Source organism: Lysinibacillus sp. BS3 (genome assembly GCF_039614735.1).
In the GTDB taxonomy this organism is placed as follows: Bacteria; Bacillota; Bacilli; order Bacillales_A; family Planococcaceae; genus Lysinibacillus; species Lysinibacillus capsici.
The window spans coordinates 1,596,509-1,613,813 of the sequence record NZ_CP154860.1; the positions used below are offsets into that span (position 1 = coordinate 1,596,509).

The 17,305-nt window shown below is 37.4% G+C and carries 19 protein-coding genes; all 19 read right to left on the bottom strand.

Translation table 11 applies throughout. The features are described 5' to 3' along the window. Positions 1-56: 56 nt before the first annotated feature. Positions 57-1,319, bottom strand: a complete 1,263-nt coding sequence (gene rseP / locus AAJG31_RS08235; RefSeq protein WP_054550529.1) for an RIP metalloprotease RseP — start codon at positions 1,317-1,319, stop codon at positions 57-59. 46 nt (positions 1,320-1,365) lie between these two features. After that, a complete protein-coding gene (gene dxr, locus AAJG31_RS08240; protein ID WP_004269256.1) occupies positions 1,366-2,511 on the bottom strand; it encodes a 1-deoxy-D-xylulose-5-phosphate reductoisomerase in 1,146 nt (381 codons plus the stop codon). Positions 2,512-2,573: 62 nt separating this feature from the next. Next, positions 2,574-3,374 carry a phosphatidate cytidylyltransferase gene (locus AAJG31_RS08245; protein ID WP_048391571.1) on the bottom strand — a complete coding sequence of 267 codons (801 nt, stop codon included), beginning with the start codon at positions 3,372-3,374 and terminating at the stop codon, positions 2,574-2,576. Beyond that, positions 3,371-4,165: an isoprenyl transferase gene (locus tag AAJG31_RS08250; RefSeq protein ID WP_004269258.1), complete on the bottom strand. Its 795-nt coding sequence runs from the start codon at positions 4,163-4,165 to the stop codon at positions 3,371-3,373. The genes AAJG31_RS08245 and AAJG31_RS08250 overlap by 4 nt, the downstream gene beginning before the upstream one ends. A gap of 309 nt (positions 4,166-4,474) precedes the next feature. Then, complete coding sequence (gene frr, locus AAJG31_RS08255; RefSeq protein WP_004269259.1) at positions 4,475-5,032, bottom strand: ribosome recycling factor; 558 nt, start codon at positions 5,030-5,032, stop codon at positions 4,475-4,477. Then, on the bottom strand, positions 5,032-5,757 hold the full coding sequence (pyrH, locus tag AAJG31_RS08260; RefSeq protein ID WP_004269260.1) for a UMP kinase: 726 nt from the start codon (positions 5,755-5,757) through the stop codon (positions 5,032-5,034). Before pyrH ends, frr begins: the two co-directional genes overlap by 1 nt. Positions 5,758-5,973: 216 nt before the next feature. Further along, positions 5,974-6,861, bottom strand: coding sequence for a translation elongation factor Ts (gene tsf / locus AAJG31_RS08265; protein WP_257961805.1), 888 nt, complete (start codon positions 6,859-6,861; stop codon positions 5,974-5,976). Between the two features lie 101 nt (positions 6,862-6,962). Beyond that, entirely contained in the window at positions 6,963-7,682 is a 720-nt protein-coding gene (gene rpsB / locus AAJG31_RS08270; protein ID WP_004269262.1) for a 30S ribosomal protein S2, read from the bottom strand. A gap of 156 nt (positions 7,683-7,838) precedes the next feature. Further along, on the bottom strand, positions 7,839-8,417 hold the full coding sequence (locus tag AAJG31_RS08275) for a hypothetical protein (RefSeq protein ID WP_048391573.1): 579 nt from the start codon (positions 8,415-8,417) through the stop codon (positions 7,839-7,841). Positions 8,418-8,426: 9 nt separating this feature from the next. After that, complete coding sequence (locus AAJG31_RS08280) at positions 8,427-8,729, bottom strand: hypothetical protein (protein ID WP_048391575.1); 303 nt, start codon at positions 8,727-8,729, stop codon at positions 8,427-8,429. A gap of 23 nt (positions 8,730-8,752) precedes the next feature. Continuing rightward, entirely contained in the window at positions 8,753-9,523 is a 771-nt protein-coding gene (locus tag AAJG31_RS08285; protein WP_036080567.1) for a FliA/WhiG family RNA polymerase sigma factor, read from the bottom strand. A 436-nt stretch (positions 9,524-9,959) separates the two neighbouring features. Beyond that, complete coding sequence (locus AAJG31_RS08290; protein ID WP_279494198.1) at positions 9,960-11,180, bottom strand: amidohydrolase; 1,221 nt, start codon at positions 11,178-11,180, stop codon at positions 9,960-9,962. Between the two features lie 28 nt (positions 11,181-11,208). Beyond that, positions 11,209-12,432 carry an amidohydrolase gene (locus AAJG31_RS08295; RefSeq protein WP_279494197.1) on the bottom strand — a complete coding sequence of 408 codons (1,224 nt, stop codon included), beginning with the start codon at positions 12,430-12,432 and terminating at the stop codon, positions 11,209-11,211. A 22-nt stretch (positions 12,433-12,454) separates the two neighbouring features. Continuing rightward, the gene (locus AAJG31_RS08300) at positions 12,455-12,856 is read right to left on the bottom strand and encodes a nucleoside deaminase (protein ID WP_048391582.1); all 402 of its coding nucleotides are present in this window, start codon (positions 12,854-12,856) and stop codon (positions 12,455-12,457) included. Between the two features lie 371 nt (positions 12,857-13,227). After that, positions 13,228-13,599, bottom strand: coding sequence for a hypothetical protein (locus AAJG31_RS08305; protein WP_054550522.1), 372 nt, complete (start codon positions 13,597-13,599; stop codon positions 13,228-13,230). Next, entirely contained in the window at positions 13,599-14,102 is a 504-nt protein-coding gene (locus AAJG31_RS08310; RefSeq protein ID WP_004269269.1) for a chemotaxis protein CheD, read from the bottom strand. Before AAJG31_RS08310 ends, AAJG31_RS08305 begins: the two co-directional genes overlap by 1 nt. 1 nt (position 14,103) lies before the next feature. Continuing rightward, positions 14,104-14,736 carry a chemotaxis protein CheC gene (locus AAJG31_RS08315; protein WP_004269270.1) on the bottom strand — a complete coding sequence of 211 codons (633 nt, stop codon included), beginning with the start codon at positions 14,734-14,736 and terminating at the stop codon, positions 14,104-14,106. Positions 14,737-14,745: 9 nt separating this feature from the next. Next, positions 14,746-15,192 (bottom strand): chemotaxis protein CheW, encoded by a 447-nt coding sequence (locus AAJG31_RS08320; protein WP_004269272.1) that lies wholly within the window; start codon positions 15,190-15,192, stop codon positions 14,746-14,748. 27 nt (positions 15,193-15,219) lie between these two features. Next, positions 15,220-17,292: a chemotaxis protein CheA gene (locus tag AAJG31_RS08325; protein WP_048391586.1), complete on the bottom strand. Its 2,073-nt coding sequence runs from the start codon at positions 17,290-17,292 to the stop codon at positions 15,220-15,222. Positions 17,293-17,305 lie beyond the last annotated feature (13 nt).

The following is a 17,305-nucleotide window of genomic DNA, read 5'->3' on the forward strand; positions in this document are numbered from 1 at the left end:
TTCATCGAAATTGCGCTCAAAGCTAGGAAATCAAATTTCATTTAACTGTAAATGAATTAAAAGAAAAATCTTTGTATATCGTTCCATGTAACAACCACCATTAGAATCATGAGTAGGACGATTCCTACAAAATGTACAATACCTTCTTTTTGACGGTCAATTGGTTTACCACGTAAAGCTTCAAAGCCAAAGAATAATAAACGGCCTCCGTCAAGTGCTGGTAATGGAAGTAGGTTCATAATTCCTAAGTTAATACTTAGCATTGCTGCCCAATTCATTAGGTTCATAATACCATACTGGGCAACTTGCTCTGTTGCTTTATAAATACCTACAGGACCTGAAAGTGCGTCTATTGTGAACTTACCAGTAATTAGCATACCTAATAGTTCAAATATTTTCACTGTCATATTATAGGTTTCTTGAGCTCCATAAACAACTGCCTTTAATGGGTTAAATTCTCTGGGACTTTCATAGCGTACACCTATTTGACCATATTTCTCGCCATCCTGCTGGATTTCCTTAACGGTCATATTTAAGTTCACTGATTGTCCATTTCGTTCAACTGTCACAGCAATATCTTCGTTTGGATGATCTTGAACGATTGCAGCTAAATCTTGCCATTTTTCAACTGCTTGTCCGTTAATAGCTGTTACTCTATCTCCTGCCAGCATCCCTGCCTGTGCAGCTGGATCATTCTCTACTACTTCTGTGATAATTGGCTCGTATGTTGGTACACCATGGATCAATCCAATCACTAAATAAATCACAAATGCGAGAATAAAGTTAAACAAAGGGCCTGCAAAGATAGTCATTGCTCGTTGACCAACTGTCTTTGCATTAAATTGACGATCGTGTGGCGCAATGACAAGTTCACGACCATTTTCCACAAGCACACAGTCTCTAGCTACTTGATAACGAACTAGACGTTCTTCTTCATCATAACCCTCTACAAATAACTCCTTCTCTAAATCGGCGCGTTCAACTTCTAAAAATAATAAATCTGGTAACTGCTTATTATTTTGATTGAAAATAATTTTTTTAACAACATTATCTTCATTCACAATAAGCCCTATTCGGTAGCCTGGCTGTAATTCCGTGCCATCCATATCCTCGCCGGCCATACGTACGTATCCCCCGATTGGTAATAATCGAATAGTATACATTGTTTCACCATGCGTTTTTCCATAAATTTTGGGACCCATTCCGATCGCAAATTCACGTACTAAGATACCTGCACGTTTGGCGAATAAGAAATGTCCAAGTTCATGGAAGAAGACGAGCATACCAAATATTAATATAAATGCAATGGCTGTTTGCATAATACCCCACCTTTAATAGCGATTAGTTAACGATACAGTGCTTTCGTTATTTTACCATGTCTAACACTATTTTTCTTGTCTCACTATCCACATGTAATATGGTTTGTAAATCTGGTACTGCAATGTTTTGGTGTGCCTGCATCACACGTTCAATCGTCTCATCAATTTCAAGGAATGTGATTTTCCCTTGTAAAAAGGCTGCAACTGCCGCTTCGTTTGCTGCATTCATTGCTGTCAGAATCGTACCACCCATACGACCAGCCTCATACGCTAAACGCAAAGCAGGGTATCGCTCAAAGTCCATCTCTTGAAAATGTAGTTGACCAATTTGCGCTAAATTTAGTCGCTGACCATTTTGTAATGGTATACGGTCTGGGTAGCTTAAAGCATATTGGATTGGCACACGCATATCGGGTGTACCTAGCTGAGCAATAACACTAGTATCATGATACTCAACTAGAGAGTGAATAATACTTTCTCTATGCAAAAGTACATCTATTTTATCATAAGGCATATCAAATAAAACATGTGCTTCGATGACTTCTAATCCCTTATTCATCATTGTAGCGGAATCTATCGTAATCTTTGCACCCATAGACCAGTTTGGATGATTCAGTGCATCTGCGACCGTCACGTGTTTTAATTGTTCTCGTGTTTTATCACGGAAGCTACCACCAGAAGCGGTAATAATCAAACGTTCGATATTTTTCGGATTCTCACCATTCATCGATTGGAAGATGGCAGAGTGCTCACTATCTACAGGCAAGATGGCTACTTTGTATTTTTTGGCCTCTGCCATCACTAAATGACCAGCAGTTACAAGCGTTTCTTTATTAGCAATAGCAATCGTTTTGCCCATACGAATGGCTGCTAATGTTGATTCAAGGCCTACACTTCCAAGCACAGCATTGACAAGTACAGTCGAATCTGGATGTGTTGCGACCTCTACAAGTCCTTTTGCTCCAAACGTAAATTGGATATTTGGAAACTCTTTAGCTAGTGTTAGTGCGTCTTCTTCTAATTGCACAGAAACTAATTCGGGCTTTAATGTTTCAATCATTTCTCGCGTTTTCTCTAGGTTCTTTCCTGATGAAAAAGCTACTAATTGAAAAGCATCACGTTGTTCTTTTAAGATATCGTAGGTTTGCCAACCAATTGAACCAGTTGCACCTAATAAACTAATTTTTTTCACAACAAATTGTCCCCTTTTTCTATCTAAGCAAATGATTTAGCAAAATGTCTTTTCCTATACAATTAATTACCAAATAAATGTAAAAAATGAAGTAGAGGCACGACAAATAATAGACTATCAAAGCGATCTAAAATTCCTCCATGCCCTGGTAAAATATTGCCTGAATCTTTTACATCAAAGTGACGTTTAATAGCAGATTCTACCAAATCGCCCATTTGACCAATAATTGAGGCAAAAATCGTTACAAAAACAAGTGATATATAACCATTTGCGAATGGGTAAATGAGTTGCATACCTACTGCAAAAATAACAGCAATGACTATTCCACCTATAAAGCCTTCGATCGTTTTCTTAGGTGAAATTTCTGGCCATAACTTATTTTTCCCTAATTTTCTACCTACAAAATATGCACCTGAATCCGTTGTCCAAACAACTAATAAGCAATAGACAACATACTCTAATCCAACATTTCTAGTTTCAATTAGATAATGGAATCCTAATCCCACATAAAATGCGCCTAATAAAATAAAGCCAACTTCGTCAAAAGTAATTTTATTTTTTACTAAAACCACGTAAATAAGAAGTAGCATCATTAGACCATAGACTACCATTAGATTAGACGAATAGCCTATTAATTCTACAACCCTTTCACTCCAGTCTTTCGGGATAACCAGTAAAATTAAAGTGATCAGTCCTAAGAAGCCAGGCACAGATAAGATGGAAATCCCTTTCATCTTAAGTATTTCATAAAAACCGACAATAGCCATTGCTAGCACAAGTAAGGCAAATGGTACTTTTCCATAAATAACGAATGGGATAAAAAGTGCTGCTGCAATTATTGCGGTAATAATTCTTTGTTTCAAGTTGTTTCTTCTCCCTTCAACCCACCGTAACGGCGATTACGTTTCTGATAGTTTTCCACCGCTTCGAGTAAGTTTTCCTCACTAAAATCTGGCCACAATGTATCTGTAAACCAAAATTCTGTATAGGCGAGCTGCCATAGCATAAAGTTACTTAATCGCACTTCACCACTTGTACGAATTAAAAGATCTGGTTCAGGTAAATGGGCCGTCATTAAATGAGATGTTAAGCAATCTTCTGTTATGTCTTGCATCGTTAATTGACCGTCCTGCACTTTTTGAAGCATCATTTTCATGGCATTGACCATTTCAGAACGACTACCATAATTCAGTGCAAAATTTAAAATAAGCCCTGTATTATGCTTCGTTTCTTCCATTGCCTCATACAACGCTTTTTGTGTATGGGCAGGTAATAAAGATGGGTCTCCAATCATTTCGACACGTACATTACGCTCCATCATTTCTGGTAAAAAGGAACCTAAAAACTCAACAGGTAGCCGCATAAGAAAATCTACCTCAGGTTTTGGTCTCTTCCAATTTTCAGTGGAAAATGCATAGACAGTTAAGACTTTAATACCCAAGTCTGATGCAAATCTCGTCACCTTACGCACCGTCTTCATTCCTTCATGATGACCAGCCACACGTGGCATAGCTCTTTTCTTCGCCCAACGTCCATTTCCGTCCATAATAATCGCTACATGGGCAGGAATCGGCTCGCTTTTAGCTAGGGCCACACGCTCCTCCAATGATAGTGTATCCATATTTATTTGTTTACCTAATAGCTTTTTAAACATGCTAACTCCCCCACTACAACTAATCGGACGTATACTAACCTATCATAACAAACAAAAGCGCCTTTTGTCTTTTTTTTCCCTCTAAATTGACTATGTATGTACTAGCTTATTTTAGAACTATACACATATTAAAGAATGAGTTTGTTAAATAATAATGATTGTATCATTAATGACCTTTTCACATTCATACATGCTCTCTATTTGAGTAAGCAATTTGGCTATGAATAATAAAGAGAAAAGACGTCCTGTTAAGTATAGGACGCCTTCATCTCATCAAAAAGTTCCATCATAGACGTGTAAAAGGTTTATTTACACCTCTAAAATTTCTTTTTCTTTATCTTTCGCTACTTGATCTACTTTCACAATGAATTCATCTGTTAACTTTTGAATATCTTCTCCATAGCCACGTAGATCGTCTTCTGTGATTTCGCCAGCTTTTTCAAGTTTTTTCAAATCATCATTTGCATCACGACGAACATTACGTACAGCAATTTTTGCATCTTCCGCTTCTTTTTTCACTTGTTTTACTAGATCCTTACGACGCTCTTCTGTTAAAGCAGGAATCATAAGACGAATGACAGAACCATCATTTGTTGGTGTGATACCAATATCTGATTTCATAATTGCTTTTTCAATATCACCTAAAATAGATTTATCGTAAGGTGTAATTACTAATAAACGAGCTTCAGGTATAGAAACACCCGCAAGTTGGTTAATTGGTGTTGCTGCTCCATAGTAATCAACCGAAATACGATCTAATAGAGATGCGTTCGCACGACCTGCACGAATAGATGCTAGTTCGCGTGAGAAAGCTGCGATTGTTTTGTTCATTTTTTCTTTAGCTTGTTCTAAAACTTGTTTAGCCATTATACATTCCTCCTAACAACTGTTCCGATTTTTTCGCCTTGTACAGCACGTTTAATGTTACCCGGCTCCGTAATTGAGAAAACAATTAGCGGGATATCGTTATCCATACATAAAGTTGAAGCCGTTGAATCCATTACTTGTAAGCCTTGTTGGATAACGTCTAAGTATGTGAGTGTATCATATTTAATGGCTGTCTCATCCACTTTAGGATCCGCTGAATAAACGCCATCGACATTGTTTTTAGCCATTAAAATTGCATCAGCATCAATTTCTGCTGCTCGTAATGCGGCAGTCGTATCAGTAGAGAAGAATGGATTACCTGTCCCTGCTGCAAAGATAACGACACGCTTTTTCTCAAGATGTCTAACTGCTTTACGACGAATGTATGGCTCCGCTACTTGAGTCATCACAATAGAAGATTGAACACGTGTTTCAATGCCTAATTTTTCAAGTGCATCTTGTAAAGCTAGGGAGTTCATTACGGTTGCCAGCATGCCCATGTAGTCCGCAGCAGCACGATCCATTCCCATTTCACTACCTATTTTCCCACGCCATATATTACCGCCACCTACAACAACAGCAACTTCTACATCAAGATCTACTACTTCTTTTACTTCTTCTGCAACAGACTTGATTATTTTTGGTGATAAACCGAAGCCCGCTTCTCCAGCTAACGCTTCACCACTTAGTTTAATAACTACTCGTTTATATTGCGGTACACTCATTGTAAACCTCCGTAAGACTTTATTTAAAACATCCCTATTCCCTTTTCCATTATAGTATATCTAACAATAATTGCTAGTTGTGAATAAGGCAGAATAGAAAATTATCTTCATTTTTTCATTCACTTCGGAAAAATAGGGAACACGCTATGTTGTGTTCCCCATTTTTTTGTCTAGATAATCTAGATATTATTTGATTAGAATCAAATGCAAGCTAAATTAGTTACCTTTAACTTGGCTCATTACTTCTTCTGCAAAGTTATCTTCACGTTTTTCGATACCTTCACCAACAGCGTAACGTACAAAGCCGTTTACAGAACCACCAGTTGAAGCTACAAAATCACGTACTTTTTGATCTGAGTTTTTAACGAAAGTTTGGTCAAGTAAGCAAACATCTTCGAAGTATTTACCAAGACGGCCTTCAACCATTTTTGCAACGATGTTTTCTGGTTTACCTTCGTTAAGAGCTTGTTCAGTTAATACTTTACGCTCACGTTCAACTTCTTCAGCAGAAACTTCATCACGAGAAACATAAGTTGGGTTGATTGCTGCAATGTGCATAGCAACATCTTTAGCAGCTGCTGCATCAGTAGAGCCTTCTAAAGTTACTAATACACCGATACGGCCACCCATGTGTAAGTATGAACCGAATGCATCTGCATCAGATTTTGTTTTAATTTCGAAACGACGAAGTGTAATTTTTTCTCCAATTGTTGCAATAGCAGTTGAGATTTGATCTACAATTTTTACGCCTTCAGTATTTGCAAGCTCTAAAGCAGCTTCAACTGATGCAGGTTTAGCAGCAAGTAATTGCTCAGCTAAAGATGCAACTAATACTTGGAATTTGTCGTTTTTCGCAACAAAGTCAGTTTCAGCATTTACTTCAAGGATGATTGCTTCGTTACCTTGTTCTAAAATATAAGTTGTACCTTCTGCAGCGATGCGGTCAGCTTTTTTAGCAGCTGAAGAAAGACCTTTTTCACGTAGGAAGTCGATAGCTGCTTCTAAGTCGCCATCAGTTTGTACTAACGCTTTTTTACAATCCATCATTCCAGCGCCAGTTTTTTCGCGTAATTCTTTTACTAATTGTGCAGTAATGTTTGCCATTTAGTGTTTCCTCCTCAAATTGGTTGAACATAATTTAATGATAGGTTCTAAAAAAGGTGATAAGGGTTTTGAGCCACTTATCACCTTTTTGTAAACGTGAATTACTCAGCAGCAGCTTCTACAGCTGGAGCTTCTTCTTCACCTTGTTTTGACTCGATTAAAGCGTCAGCCATTTTAGCAGTTAAAAGTTTAACAGCGCGAATAGCATCATCATTAGCAGGGATTACGTAGTCGATTTCATCTGGATCACAGTTAGTATCAACAATACCTACTAGAGGGATGTTTAATTTACGAGCTTCTGCAACCGCAATACGTTCTTTACGTGGGTCAACCACGAACATTACGTCTGGAAGATCGTGCATATCACGGATACCGCCTAAGAATTTGATTAGACGTTCGTGTTCTTTTTTAAGTTGGATTACTTCTTTTTTAGGAAGAACTTCGAAAGTTCCTTCTTCTTCCATTTTTTCGATTTGTTTCATACGTGCAACACGTTTTTGAATTGTACCGAAGTTTGTAAGAGTACCACCTAACCAACGTTGGTTGATGTAGTAGTTGCCTGAACGTTCAGCTTCATCTTTGATCGCTTCTTGTGCTTGTTTTTTCGTACCAACGAAAAGAACTTTACCACCGTCTTGACCAACTTGACGCATGAAGTCATAAGCTTCCTCTAATTTTTTTACAGTTTTTTGTAAGTCGATGATGTAGATCCCGTTACGTTCAACGAAGATATATTTCTTCATTTTTGGGTTCCAACGACGAGTTTGGTGACCGAAATGTACACCAGCTTCAAGTAATTGTTTCATAGAAATTACTGACATGTGAATTTCCTCCTAATATGTTTGGTTTTTATCCTCCGCATTTATCATCTACAACAAGCTACCCTAATCTTAGAGCACCACTTACTGCATCAAAATGCGTGTGTAGTAATAACACCATTTGCAACTATATCATAGCTTTGAACGATTCGCAACAATTTAGTGATGGAATTTCAGTAAAAGCTCGATTTCTGTTTTACCCTTTTGCAGTTGTTTAGCTATTTCCTCTGGTGATTTTCCCTGTTTTGCTAATTCTAGAGCCTGTTGTTCCACTGTCAGCAATTTTTCAGCTTCTTTTTGCTCCTCCACTTTTAGAGGTGGAGCTGTTTTCACCATTTTCGAGCTTGTATGTTGCTGACGTGAATAAGCATTTGCGACAATATTTTTAGGTACATAGATACGTGCATCTTTCTCTAAAGATAGAGAACTATCACTTTTCACCTCGTGTACTACAGGCAAAGTTGGCTGCTCCTGAGGTGTCATATATTGTTCCGTTTGATGCAAGCTACTAGCAGCTATTTCCGACTGTGAGACACTTTGTAGCTCTTTAATAAGACGGTCATTTTCATCTTTCATTTCAGCTAAATACACACTAATGGTGTCGTCCATTTCTCTCATTAAACGTTCTTGCTTCTTTTCCAAATCTTTAAACTTTGCTAACTTTGTATTTAAAATGATAAGAAAGTAAAATGAAATTAGCTGTAAAAAGAATAGCACCGCTATTAGAATGGTTGTCATTGTAAACTCCTATCCACTAAAATCCACGAAATTCCCTTTAAACGGATGTTGTGCCTGTTTTTCTTGTTGATCCTTTTTTTTCTTTTTATGAATCCCTGTTAAATACTCACCACCTGCATCTTCATCCTCACTAATTTCATCCATACCTTCTGATGTGTTGACAATTTTTTGCTTGCGCTCTACTTCTTTTTTTAATGCTTCATTTGCATGTGCTTGCTGAGCCAATACTTGCTGCTGTGCCTGATCAACCATTTTTCCTGCTTCAAATGTTTTTGGAATAGCAATCTGTAACTCAACACCTTTTAAACTCATTGGAATCTCTCCCTCAAGGATATTTACGCATTAATCATTTCACTAGATAATAGCTTTCGTAGCTTTAATAGCGCTTTTGAATGAATTTGTGAAATACGAGAGGTTGATAGTTCAAGCATTTCACCAATTTCTGTCAAGGTTAACTCCTCCGTGTAAAATAAACTAAGGACAAGCTGTTCTTTTTCATTGAGTTTCTGAATATTTTCCGCAAGATCATCTAACAATTCTGATTTAATGATAGCTTGCTCAGGTGTTTTTGTTGTATCGTCTCGTATGACAAATGACTTGCCATCTGTTTCTTCTTGGTCCTGTTGTTCATTAATAGAAAGAACATTTGAAAAAAAATGCTCTTGTACAGTTTGATAAACATCTTCAACAGATACTTCCATATGCTCCGCAAGTTCCTCAGGTGTTACATGACGCATATATTTTTGTTCTAGTTGTTCAATTTGTGCATCTAATTTTTTGGCTTTTTCACGCGCTGACCGTGGTAACCAGTCTTCTTTTCGTAAACCATCGATGATGGCTCCTCTTACTCTAAACGAAGCATATGTATCAAATTTTAAATCTCTGTTAATGTCAAATTTATTTAATGCATCAAAAAGTCCTACCATCCCTAAGCTCGTTAAATCGTCTCGTGATACGCTTTTGGGCAGACCTGCACCAATACGTTGGACATGATAAGATACTAAAGAAATGTATTTTTTTATAAGTAAATCACCAGCATCGGGATCACGCTCATGTATCCAGCGATTCCACAGTTTTTGCTCATCGTTCAGAATTGGTTGTGTCATGAAATCCACCTCTCTAAAAAACGCTTTTTCACGCCTGTTTACTAACGACTACTTGCGCTCTTAAAATTTATCATTCAACAGGATTTCTTAGTTGTTTTTTATAAAAATCCACATTTAAGCTAATCTAGACGTGAGCCTGAATCGTTAAAGCCCGATAAGCAGTTGCCATCTTTCCTATATTATAACAAGAATCGACTATAATTTCATTTGTTTCTCTTAGTCTCTAATATATTCCTTTGTTTTTGAAAGACATAGAAAAACTGTATCCTAATTGTGTAATGACACTTGGATACAGTTGGATATGATTAAGCTTTTACTAAGAAGCTACTGAATTCTTTTGATTTAGTTTTAGCACTACTGTAGAGCAAAGAACAAATTAAACAAAAGAGCAATAATACCCAATATAAAAAACCACTCTTTATCGATAAATTATGCTTTAAATCGAACTAAAGACAAAGTTTCCATTGAATATAGTTGCCTTACGTAGAGATCTTCGAGCAATTGCTTCAGCAGAGCAAGAAGCATCCACAAACACCATATTTGCACTATCTCCCACTTTTGGCCATGTTTGCTCACCCGCTTGATTGAGTGGGGTTTTTCCCCCTGTAATAAATTGAAGGGTTTGGGCTAATGAGCGTTCATCTTCCCAACCTGAGCTTTTTGCCAAACGACCAGCTCGTTCTAATAAATCTCCGTTACCAAATGGGGACCAAACATCAAAGATATTGTCACACCCAATTGCAACGGGTACTCCTTTACTGTGTAATAAACCAACAGGTGGAAACTTTCTACGCAGAGGGACACTCGTTACAATCGTAATACCTGCATCACGTAAGATGTCCGCCATTTCTTCTGCCTCAGAGTGTGAAACATCTCCTAGCCCAAAGGCATGGCTAATGGCTACTTTGCCTTGTAAACCAGCTTCCTTTGTTAATTTGGCTAATCTCTTCATTGTAAAAGTACCCAATTGATCTGGGTCATGCAAATGCAAGTCAATCCCTGCGTTTCCTTCAACAGCGAGTTCCACCATTTGTTGTAAGGAAGCCTCAATATCTCCATCCACAGTAGCTGGATCGACACCTCCTACAAATCCTGCCCCAAAACGTAGAGCCTCCCTTATTAAATTGGTTGCCTTTGTTCGTAATAGACCATGTTGAGGAAAGGCAACGATTTCATAAGACAACTTTCCTTCAAAATTTTGTAAAGCTTTTTGAACCTCTTCTAAATTTTTCAACCCTACCTCAGGATATAAATCCACATGCGTACGTACATGTGTAACTCCAAACTGGACATAACGACTAAGTAGTTTTTCAGCGCGTTGTTGCGTAGTTGTATGTAAGGTTGGAAGTACCTCTTTTTCAATTTCACAACGTTCAAAAATATTATTCACTGGTGTAACTGCCCGCCATTTGTCGCTCAACAGAGTTTTATCCAAATGACAATGTTTTTCTATAAATGAAGGTAGTGCTAATAGCTGTTTCATATCTTTTTTTGGATAATCATCATCTAATAGGCTATCAGCAGATACTATTTCTGCAATTTTCCCATCTTTAATGAATAGATGAGAACAAGCCGAGTTCGTTTTAGTAATCGTGTCGTTTTCAAAGTGATAATCTGTTTCAAGACGTACATTTGTTAACCAAAAAGTAGAATTCATTTCAGATTTATCCTTTCTTCTTCAAAAATTAAAGCTCACCCGCAACTATTTTCCCTGTAAAGAGCACCGCCACTCTTCTTGCTCTTCTTGCAACTGCTTCTGCTGAGCAAGTTGCATCTACAAACACGACATTCGCCATATCTCCAATTTTCGGCCATTGGGGCTGTCCATCCTTGTTTAAAGGTGTTATGCCGCCTGCAATATACTTTAGACTTTGACTAAGTGAATGTTCATCACTTAAGCCAAAGCGTTCAGCTAGCGTGCCTAGTTTTTCTAGGCTGTCACCTATACCAAACGGGGACCAGTGATCTGTAATACTATCTTCACCCAAAGAGATTTGAACACCTTTTTGATCTAATAACGGAATAGGAATGGTATGATCCAATGGAACAGACGAAGTAATGTCAATACCGTGATGAGCTAGTAACGCTGCCACTTCACTTGCTTCATTAGTTGAAACATCGGCTAAGGCCATGGCATGACTAATTGTCACTCGGCCATGCCAACCCGCTTCCTCCGTTAATGCAGCTAATCGTTTAAAGGTAAAAATACCAAGATGACCAGGATCATGGATATGCAAATCAACATTTGCATCAGCTTCTACCGCTAATTCCATCACCGTTTGTAAGGATTTTTCTATATTTTCATCAATCGATGCAGGGTCTACACCGCCTACTAGAGACGCTCCACTTCGCAAAGCTTCCCTTACTAAAGAAATGGATTTACTACGTAAGAGGCCATGTTGTGGGAAAGCGACAACCTCTAAATCAACTTTATCTTTGTAAGCCTCTTTAGCTCTTAAGACTGCTTCTAAATTTTTCAACCCAATAAATGGATCAATATTACAATGCGTACGAATATGTGTTGATCCTGCATGTATGAGCAAATCTAGTAACTTTTTTGCTCGTTCCTCTGCAACAGGCAATAACCCTGGCAGTAGAATCTCTTCTTCTTTTAATCTTGTAATAAGACCTTCTGTGGGAATCGAAGGAGCCTTCCATGGTCCACCAAAATAGGTTTTATCTATATGAATATGCATATCTCTAAAAGAAGGGAGCATTAAGTAACCATGTGCATCTCGCTTAGGCAAATCAGTTTTTAAAGGCTGATCTACGCTAAGAATTTGGTTTATTTCACCACTTTCTACTTGTACATTAAAAAGAGCAGTTTTTGTTCCTATAACGACCCCATTATCGTAATGATATCCTATTTCTAATCGTACATTTGTTAGCCAATACGCTGTTGGTATCATTGATTGAACCTCCCGAAATTTATTAAAGATTGATAGCTAGATGAACCATTTGAATGGCCCTCTCCTGATGGGGTAAAGAAAGTTCATGATAGATATAATCTTGACTAGGATTACTAGCATTAAAATAATAAACTGTAGAAATTTTAGAATAGTAAATGGCACTCAAACACATAGGACAAGGTTCTGTACTTGCATACATTTCACAACCTTCTAAATTGGTCGTTTTCAGTGCGTGACAAGCTTGACGGATTGCTTGAATCTCTGCATGATTCGTCAAATCATTAGTGATTGCAACCTCATTTACACCAGAGCCAATAATCTGTCCATTTTTAACTACAATTGCACCAAAAGGAGCACCATGTTTTGTTCTTTCATTTTCTTTAGCTAACTCAAGTGCTTGTTTCATAAAGTCATGAGATTTCATGTCGTTCCCCTCCTAGAAAAAGCGAAATTCTCTTTTCTTTTTATATATTGAAATGGACCATTTATTGGAAATATGCTACTGCCAATGCATGCTCCTGTGAAAAACTAAGCACTGCCGTCTGAGGTGTTTCTCTTACAAGACCAGTAAATGGTGCCATAATCACTATCTTTTCAGTTGATAAATTCCCCGGACAAGCTACATTTTTATATTTTGGAGTTTTTAGATTTAAAGCTATTTCCTTTGTATAAATATGCTAACATGAGGACTATATATATGAATAATATAAAAATAATTAATTTCACTTAAGTTTTTCGTATACTACAAACTCCAAAGCCAAAATAAAAAAGAGTCGTTAGTCACGACTCTTACTTTTACGCATTTACTTGTTGATCTTCTTCTCGATTCATCATCGTTCTTACTACTTGTGCAATTTCCTCGGAATTTTCATCTTGAAATTCAACCGTGGAATTAGCTATTGGCACTTCTTGTTTTACGCCTTCTATTGATTCAAGTTCCTTTTCTTCTATATCGACTTCAACTGCTTCCTCATCTTCCTCTGGTGTAAACAAGATGTAAGCAATTAAAAAACGTACAATAAACATTACAAAAAATGCGATGATTGCTACAATAAAAGAGCCAATCAGGATTCGCAGAGGCGTAAATGGTTTTTGAAATGTACTAAAAAAATAAATAGAAAAGGCAATTAATGCTCCCCATAGATTGTAAAATATAGAACCAAACATTAGATTTCACTCACTCCCTGGTTAACTGTTCGGATATGTAATATCGACGTTGCAGGATTAAATTCAATCGTTCTACCACTATTTCCACCAGTATCCTCGGCCACTAAAGGGATGCCCTGCCTCTTTAATTCATTTTTGACAGCTTCTACATTGCGGGGACCAATACGCATTGTATCTTTGTCGGAAGTAAATTGGAACATCTGCGCACCCCCTGCAATTTTTGCCTTGAGTTTAAATTTTTGAACGCCTTCTAACTTTAGTAAATCAATCATTGCAGCAATCCCTGAATCTGCAAATTTCGCGACATTGATTGACTCAGCTCTTCCTAAACTTGAATCTGGTAACATCACATGGATTAAACCAGCAATTTTTTTTGACTCATCATACAAAATAACACCAACACATGAACCAAGACCAGAAGTTCGAATCGTGTTAGGTAGCTTTACTACATCCATTTGTGCAATTCCCACTTTAATCACTTGTCCACTACTATTGGTTAACATATCACGAAACCCCTAATGCTTTAAAAATGGCATCAAACGAGTCAGGATCTGGTAGTAGGAAGAAATGGCCCCTCACCGTTTCATGGTCTTCCACACCTTCTTCAAAAATGGATGTATTTATCACAATAACATTATCACTGACATGAGATAATTCTATTAAACCAATGCTTATTATAGCTCCAAACATATCAACACTTAGACCTGGCACAGTTGGATAAATTTTTAAATTAGTAAAATCCGATAAGGCAGATAAATAGGAGCCCGATAAAATATTACCCATTTCTTGCATAGCTGATAAACCTAACTCTGAAACAGGTCGTTTTTTAAAGTCAAAAGAGTCATCGAAAATAAGCCGACGTATAAAGCGGTTTGCTTGTTCGATAGGTAAAATAAAGAACATACTTCCCTCTGCATCACCTTCAATACGAAGGTAAATGCCAACAACTACGTTTTCTGATCCGCCAGCCAACTCCATCATATCGTTAAAGGACACCATCTCTACCTTTGGAACACGCATATCAATTTTTTTCCCAAGTAAATTGGAAAGTGCTGTCGCGGCATGCGCAGCACCGATGTTTCCAATCTCCTTTAATACATCTAAATGTAGTGATGTAATTTTTTGATTAAATGTCATTATCGATCCCTACTTTAGTGGATTTAATACTTTTTCTAAATGTAATAAGATTAATAATCGCTTCTCTACTTTAGCAACGCCTGAAATAAATTCTTCTTCAAGTGAGCCAACGACTTCTGGTTGCGGTTCAATAGCACTTGCAGGAATATCGATAACGTCGTTAGCGGAATCCACTACAAAGCCTACTTCCATATCTTCTAATGAAATAATAATAATGCGTGTTGTTTCTTCATGTTCAGAAATAGGTAATTCAAAACGTTCACGTAAATCCACAATTGGTGTGACAACACCTCGTAGATTGATTACACCTTTTACGTATTTCGCTGTTTTCGGTACACGAGTAATATGCATTAATTTCTCAATTCCTTGAACATGGGACACTGGAATTGCATATTCTTTATCTGCTAACTGAAAAACTATTACTTTAATACTTTCTTGCTCCACTGCATTTGTCATACTTTACACCTCTCTTATTCATTCACCTTATTTAATTAGTGCGTTGCAATCTACAATTAAGGCTACTTTACCATTGCCTAAGATTGTTGCTCCTGAAATGGCAAAGATATTTGTTAAGTAATTTCCTAAAGACTTCAAGACAATTTCTTGTTGGCCAATGAATGAATCCACCACTAAACCAGCAAGTTTTTCACCTTTACGGACGATCACTACTGAGTGGAATTCTTCATCTTGATGCTCTTGACGAGGTACCTCAAAGATTTCCTCTAAGAATACCAACGGAACAACTTTGCCACGGAAGTCGATTACTTTTTGATTATGCGCATTCATAATCTCTGATGAACGGATAATAGATGTTTCAATAATAGAAGATAGTGGAATTGCATAAATTTCCTTTTCAATCTCCACAAGCATAACTGAAATAATTGATAATGTCAGTGGTAATTGAATCGAGAAGATGGATCCAACATCCTGTGTTGATTCAATTGAAATATTGCCACCTAGTGATTCAATGGTTGTTTTTACAACATCTAAACCTACTCCACGACCAGATACATCTGAAATAACATCTGCAGTGGAGAAGCCTGAAGCTAGAATAAGCTCATTAATTTGTTTATCAGACATTGAATAGGATTGTTCTTGTGTAACAATACCTTTTGAAATAGCTTTCGCTAATACTTTTTCTCGATTTATGCCCGCGCCATCGTCTTCAATTTCAATAAAGACGTAATTTCCGCTATGATAGGCACGCAATACGACCGTTCCTTCTTCAGGCTTGCCTTTTGCACGACGAGCAGTTGGATTCTCAATGCCATGATCCACAGAATTACGAATCAAGTGAACAAGCGGATCTCCAATTTCATCAATTACTGTACGATCTAGTTCGGTTTCAGCACCAATAATTTCAAGGTTGATTTTCTTATTTAAATCACGTGATAGCTGACGAATCATTTTCGGGAAACGATTGAAAACTGTTTCTACAGGTACCATTCGCATTGTTAAAATAATAGTTTGCAAATCACCCATCACACGACTCATACGCTCTACTGTTTCATTTAGTTCGCCATGATTTACTTCAGTAGAGATAGATTGCAATCGACCACGATCAATGACAAGCTCTTCAAACAAGTTCATTAAAATATCTAGACGTTCAATATTTACACGAATTGTTTTATTACCTACAGGTGCATGATTTTTGTCAGCCTTGGAAGGTGTAGCTTCTTTAGCAGGTTTTGCAACAGGCTCGGCTTTAGCAGCAGGCGTATTTGTTGGTATTGCGGCTACCTCAGCCACTGCTGTTGCAGTAGCTGCTACTTCTTGGTGCGCTTCAAATACTTTTTCACTAAATTTCCTTTGGTCAATTGTAGTCACAATAACCTCATCAACTTCAGAAACTTTCATTAGCTTTTTCTGCATATCCTCAGCTGTTGTTTTTGTGACAAAAGCTACATAAAATTGTTGATCAAACTGCTCATCTTCTAGCTTTTCAACAGATGGACTTGATTTAATGACATCCCCATCTTTTTCTAAAATCTCAAACACCATAAATACACGTGCTGCCTTAAGAAGGCAATCCTCACGTAATGTTACTGAAATTTCAAAAGCATTAAAGCCTTGTTCAGCCGATTGTGTAATGACTGTTTGTTCAAACGAATCATATTCTAATACACTTTCAACAACCGGTGCAGCAACCGTTGCTACCACCTCTGGTATTACTTCCTCACCTAGTTCTATACGCTTTAGTTGTGCGACAGTTGAGGAAACATCACGCTTACCATCTCCACCGTTAGCAATATCCATTACCATTTCTTCTAAATGATCAACAGATTCAAATACGACATCTAAAATTTCAGGTGTAACATGAATCTTCTCGTTACGGATGGCATCTAAAACATTCTCCATTTTATGGGTTAAATCTGCTAAATCTTCGAAGCCCATTGTGGCAGACATACCTTTTAATGTATGTGCAGAGCGGAATATTTCCCCAACAATTGCCAAATCATCTGGATTTTTTTCTAATTCTAATAAATGTTCACTACACGCTTGTAAATGCTCTTTACTTTCTTCAATAAACATCTCTAAATATTGATTGACTTCCATAAGAGGACACCCC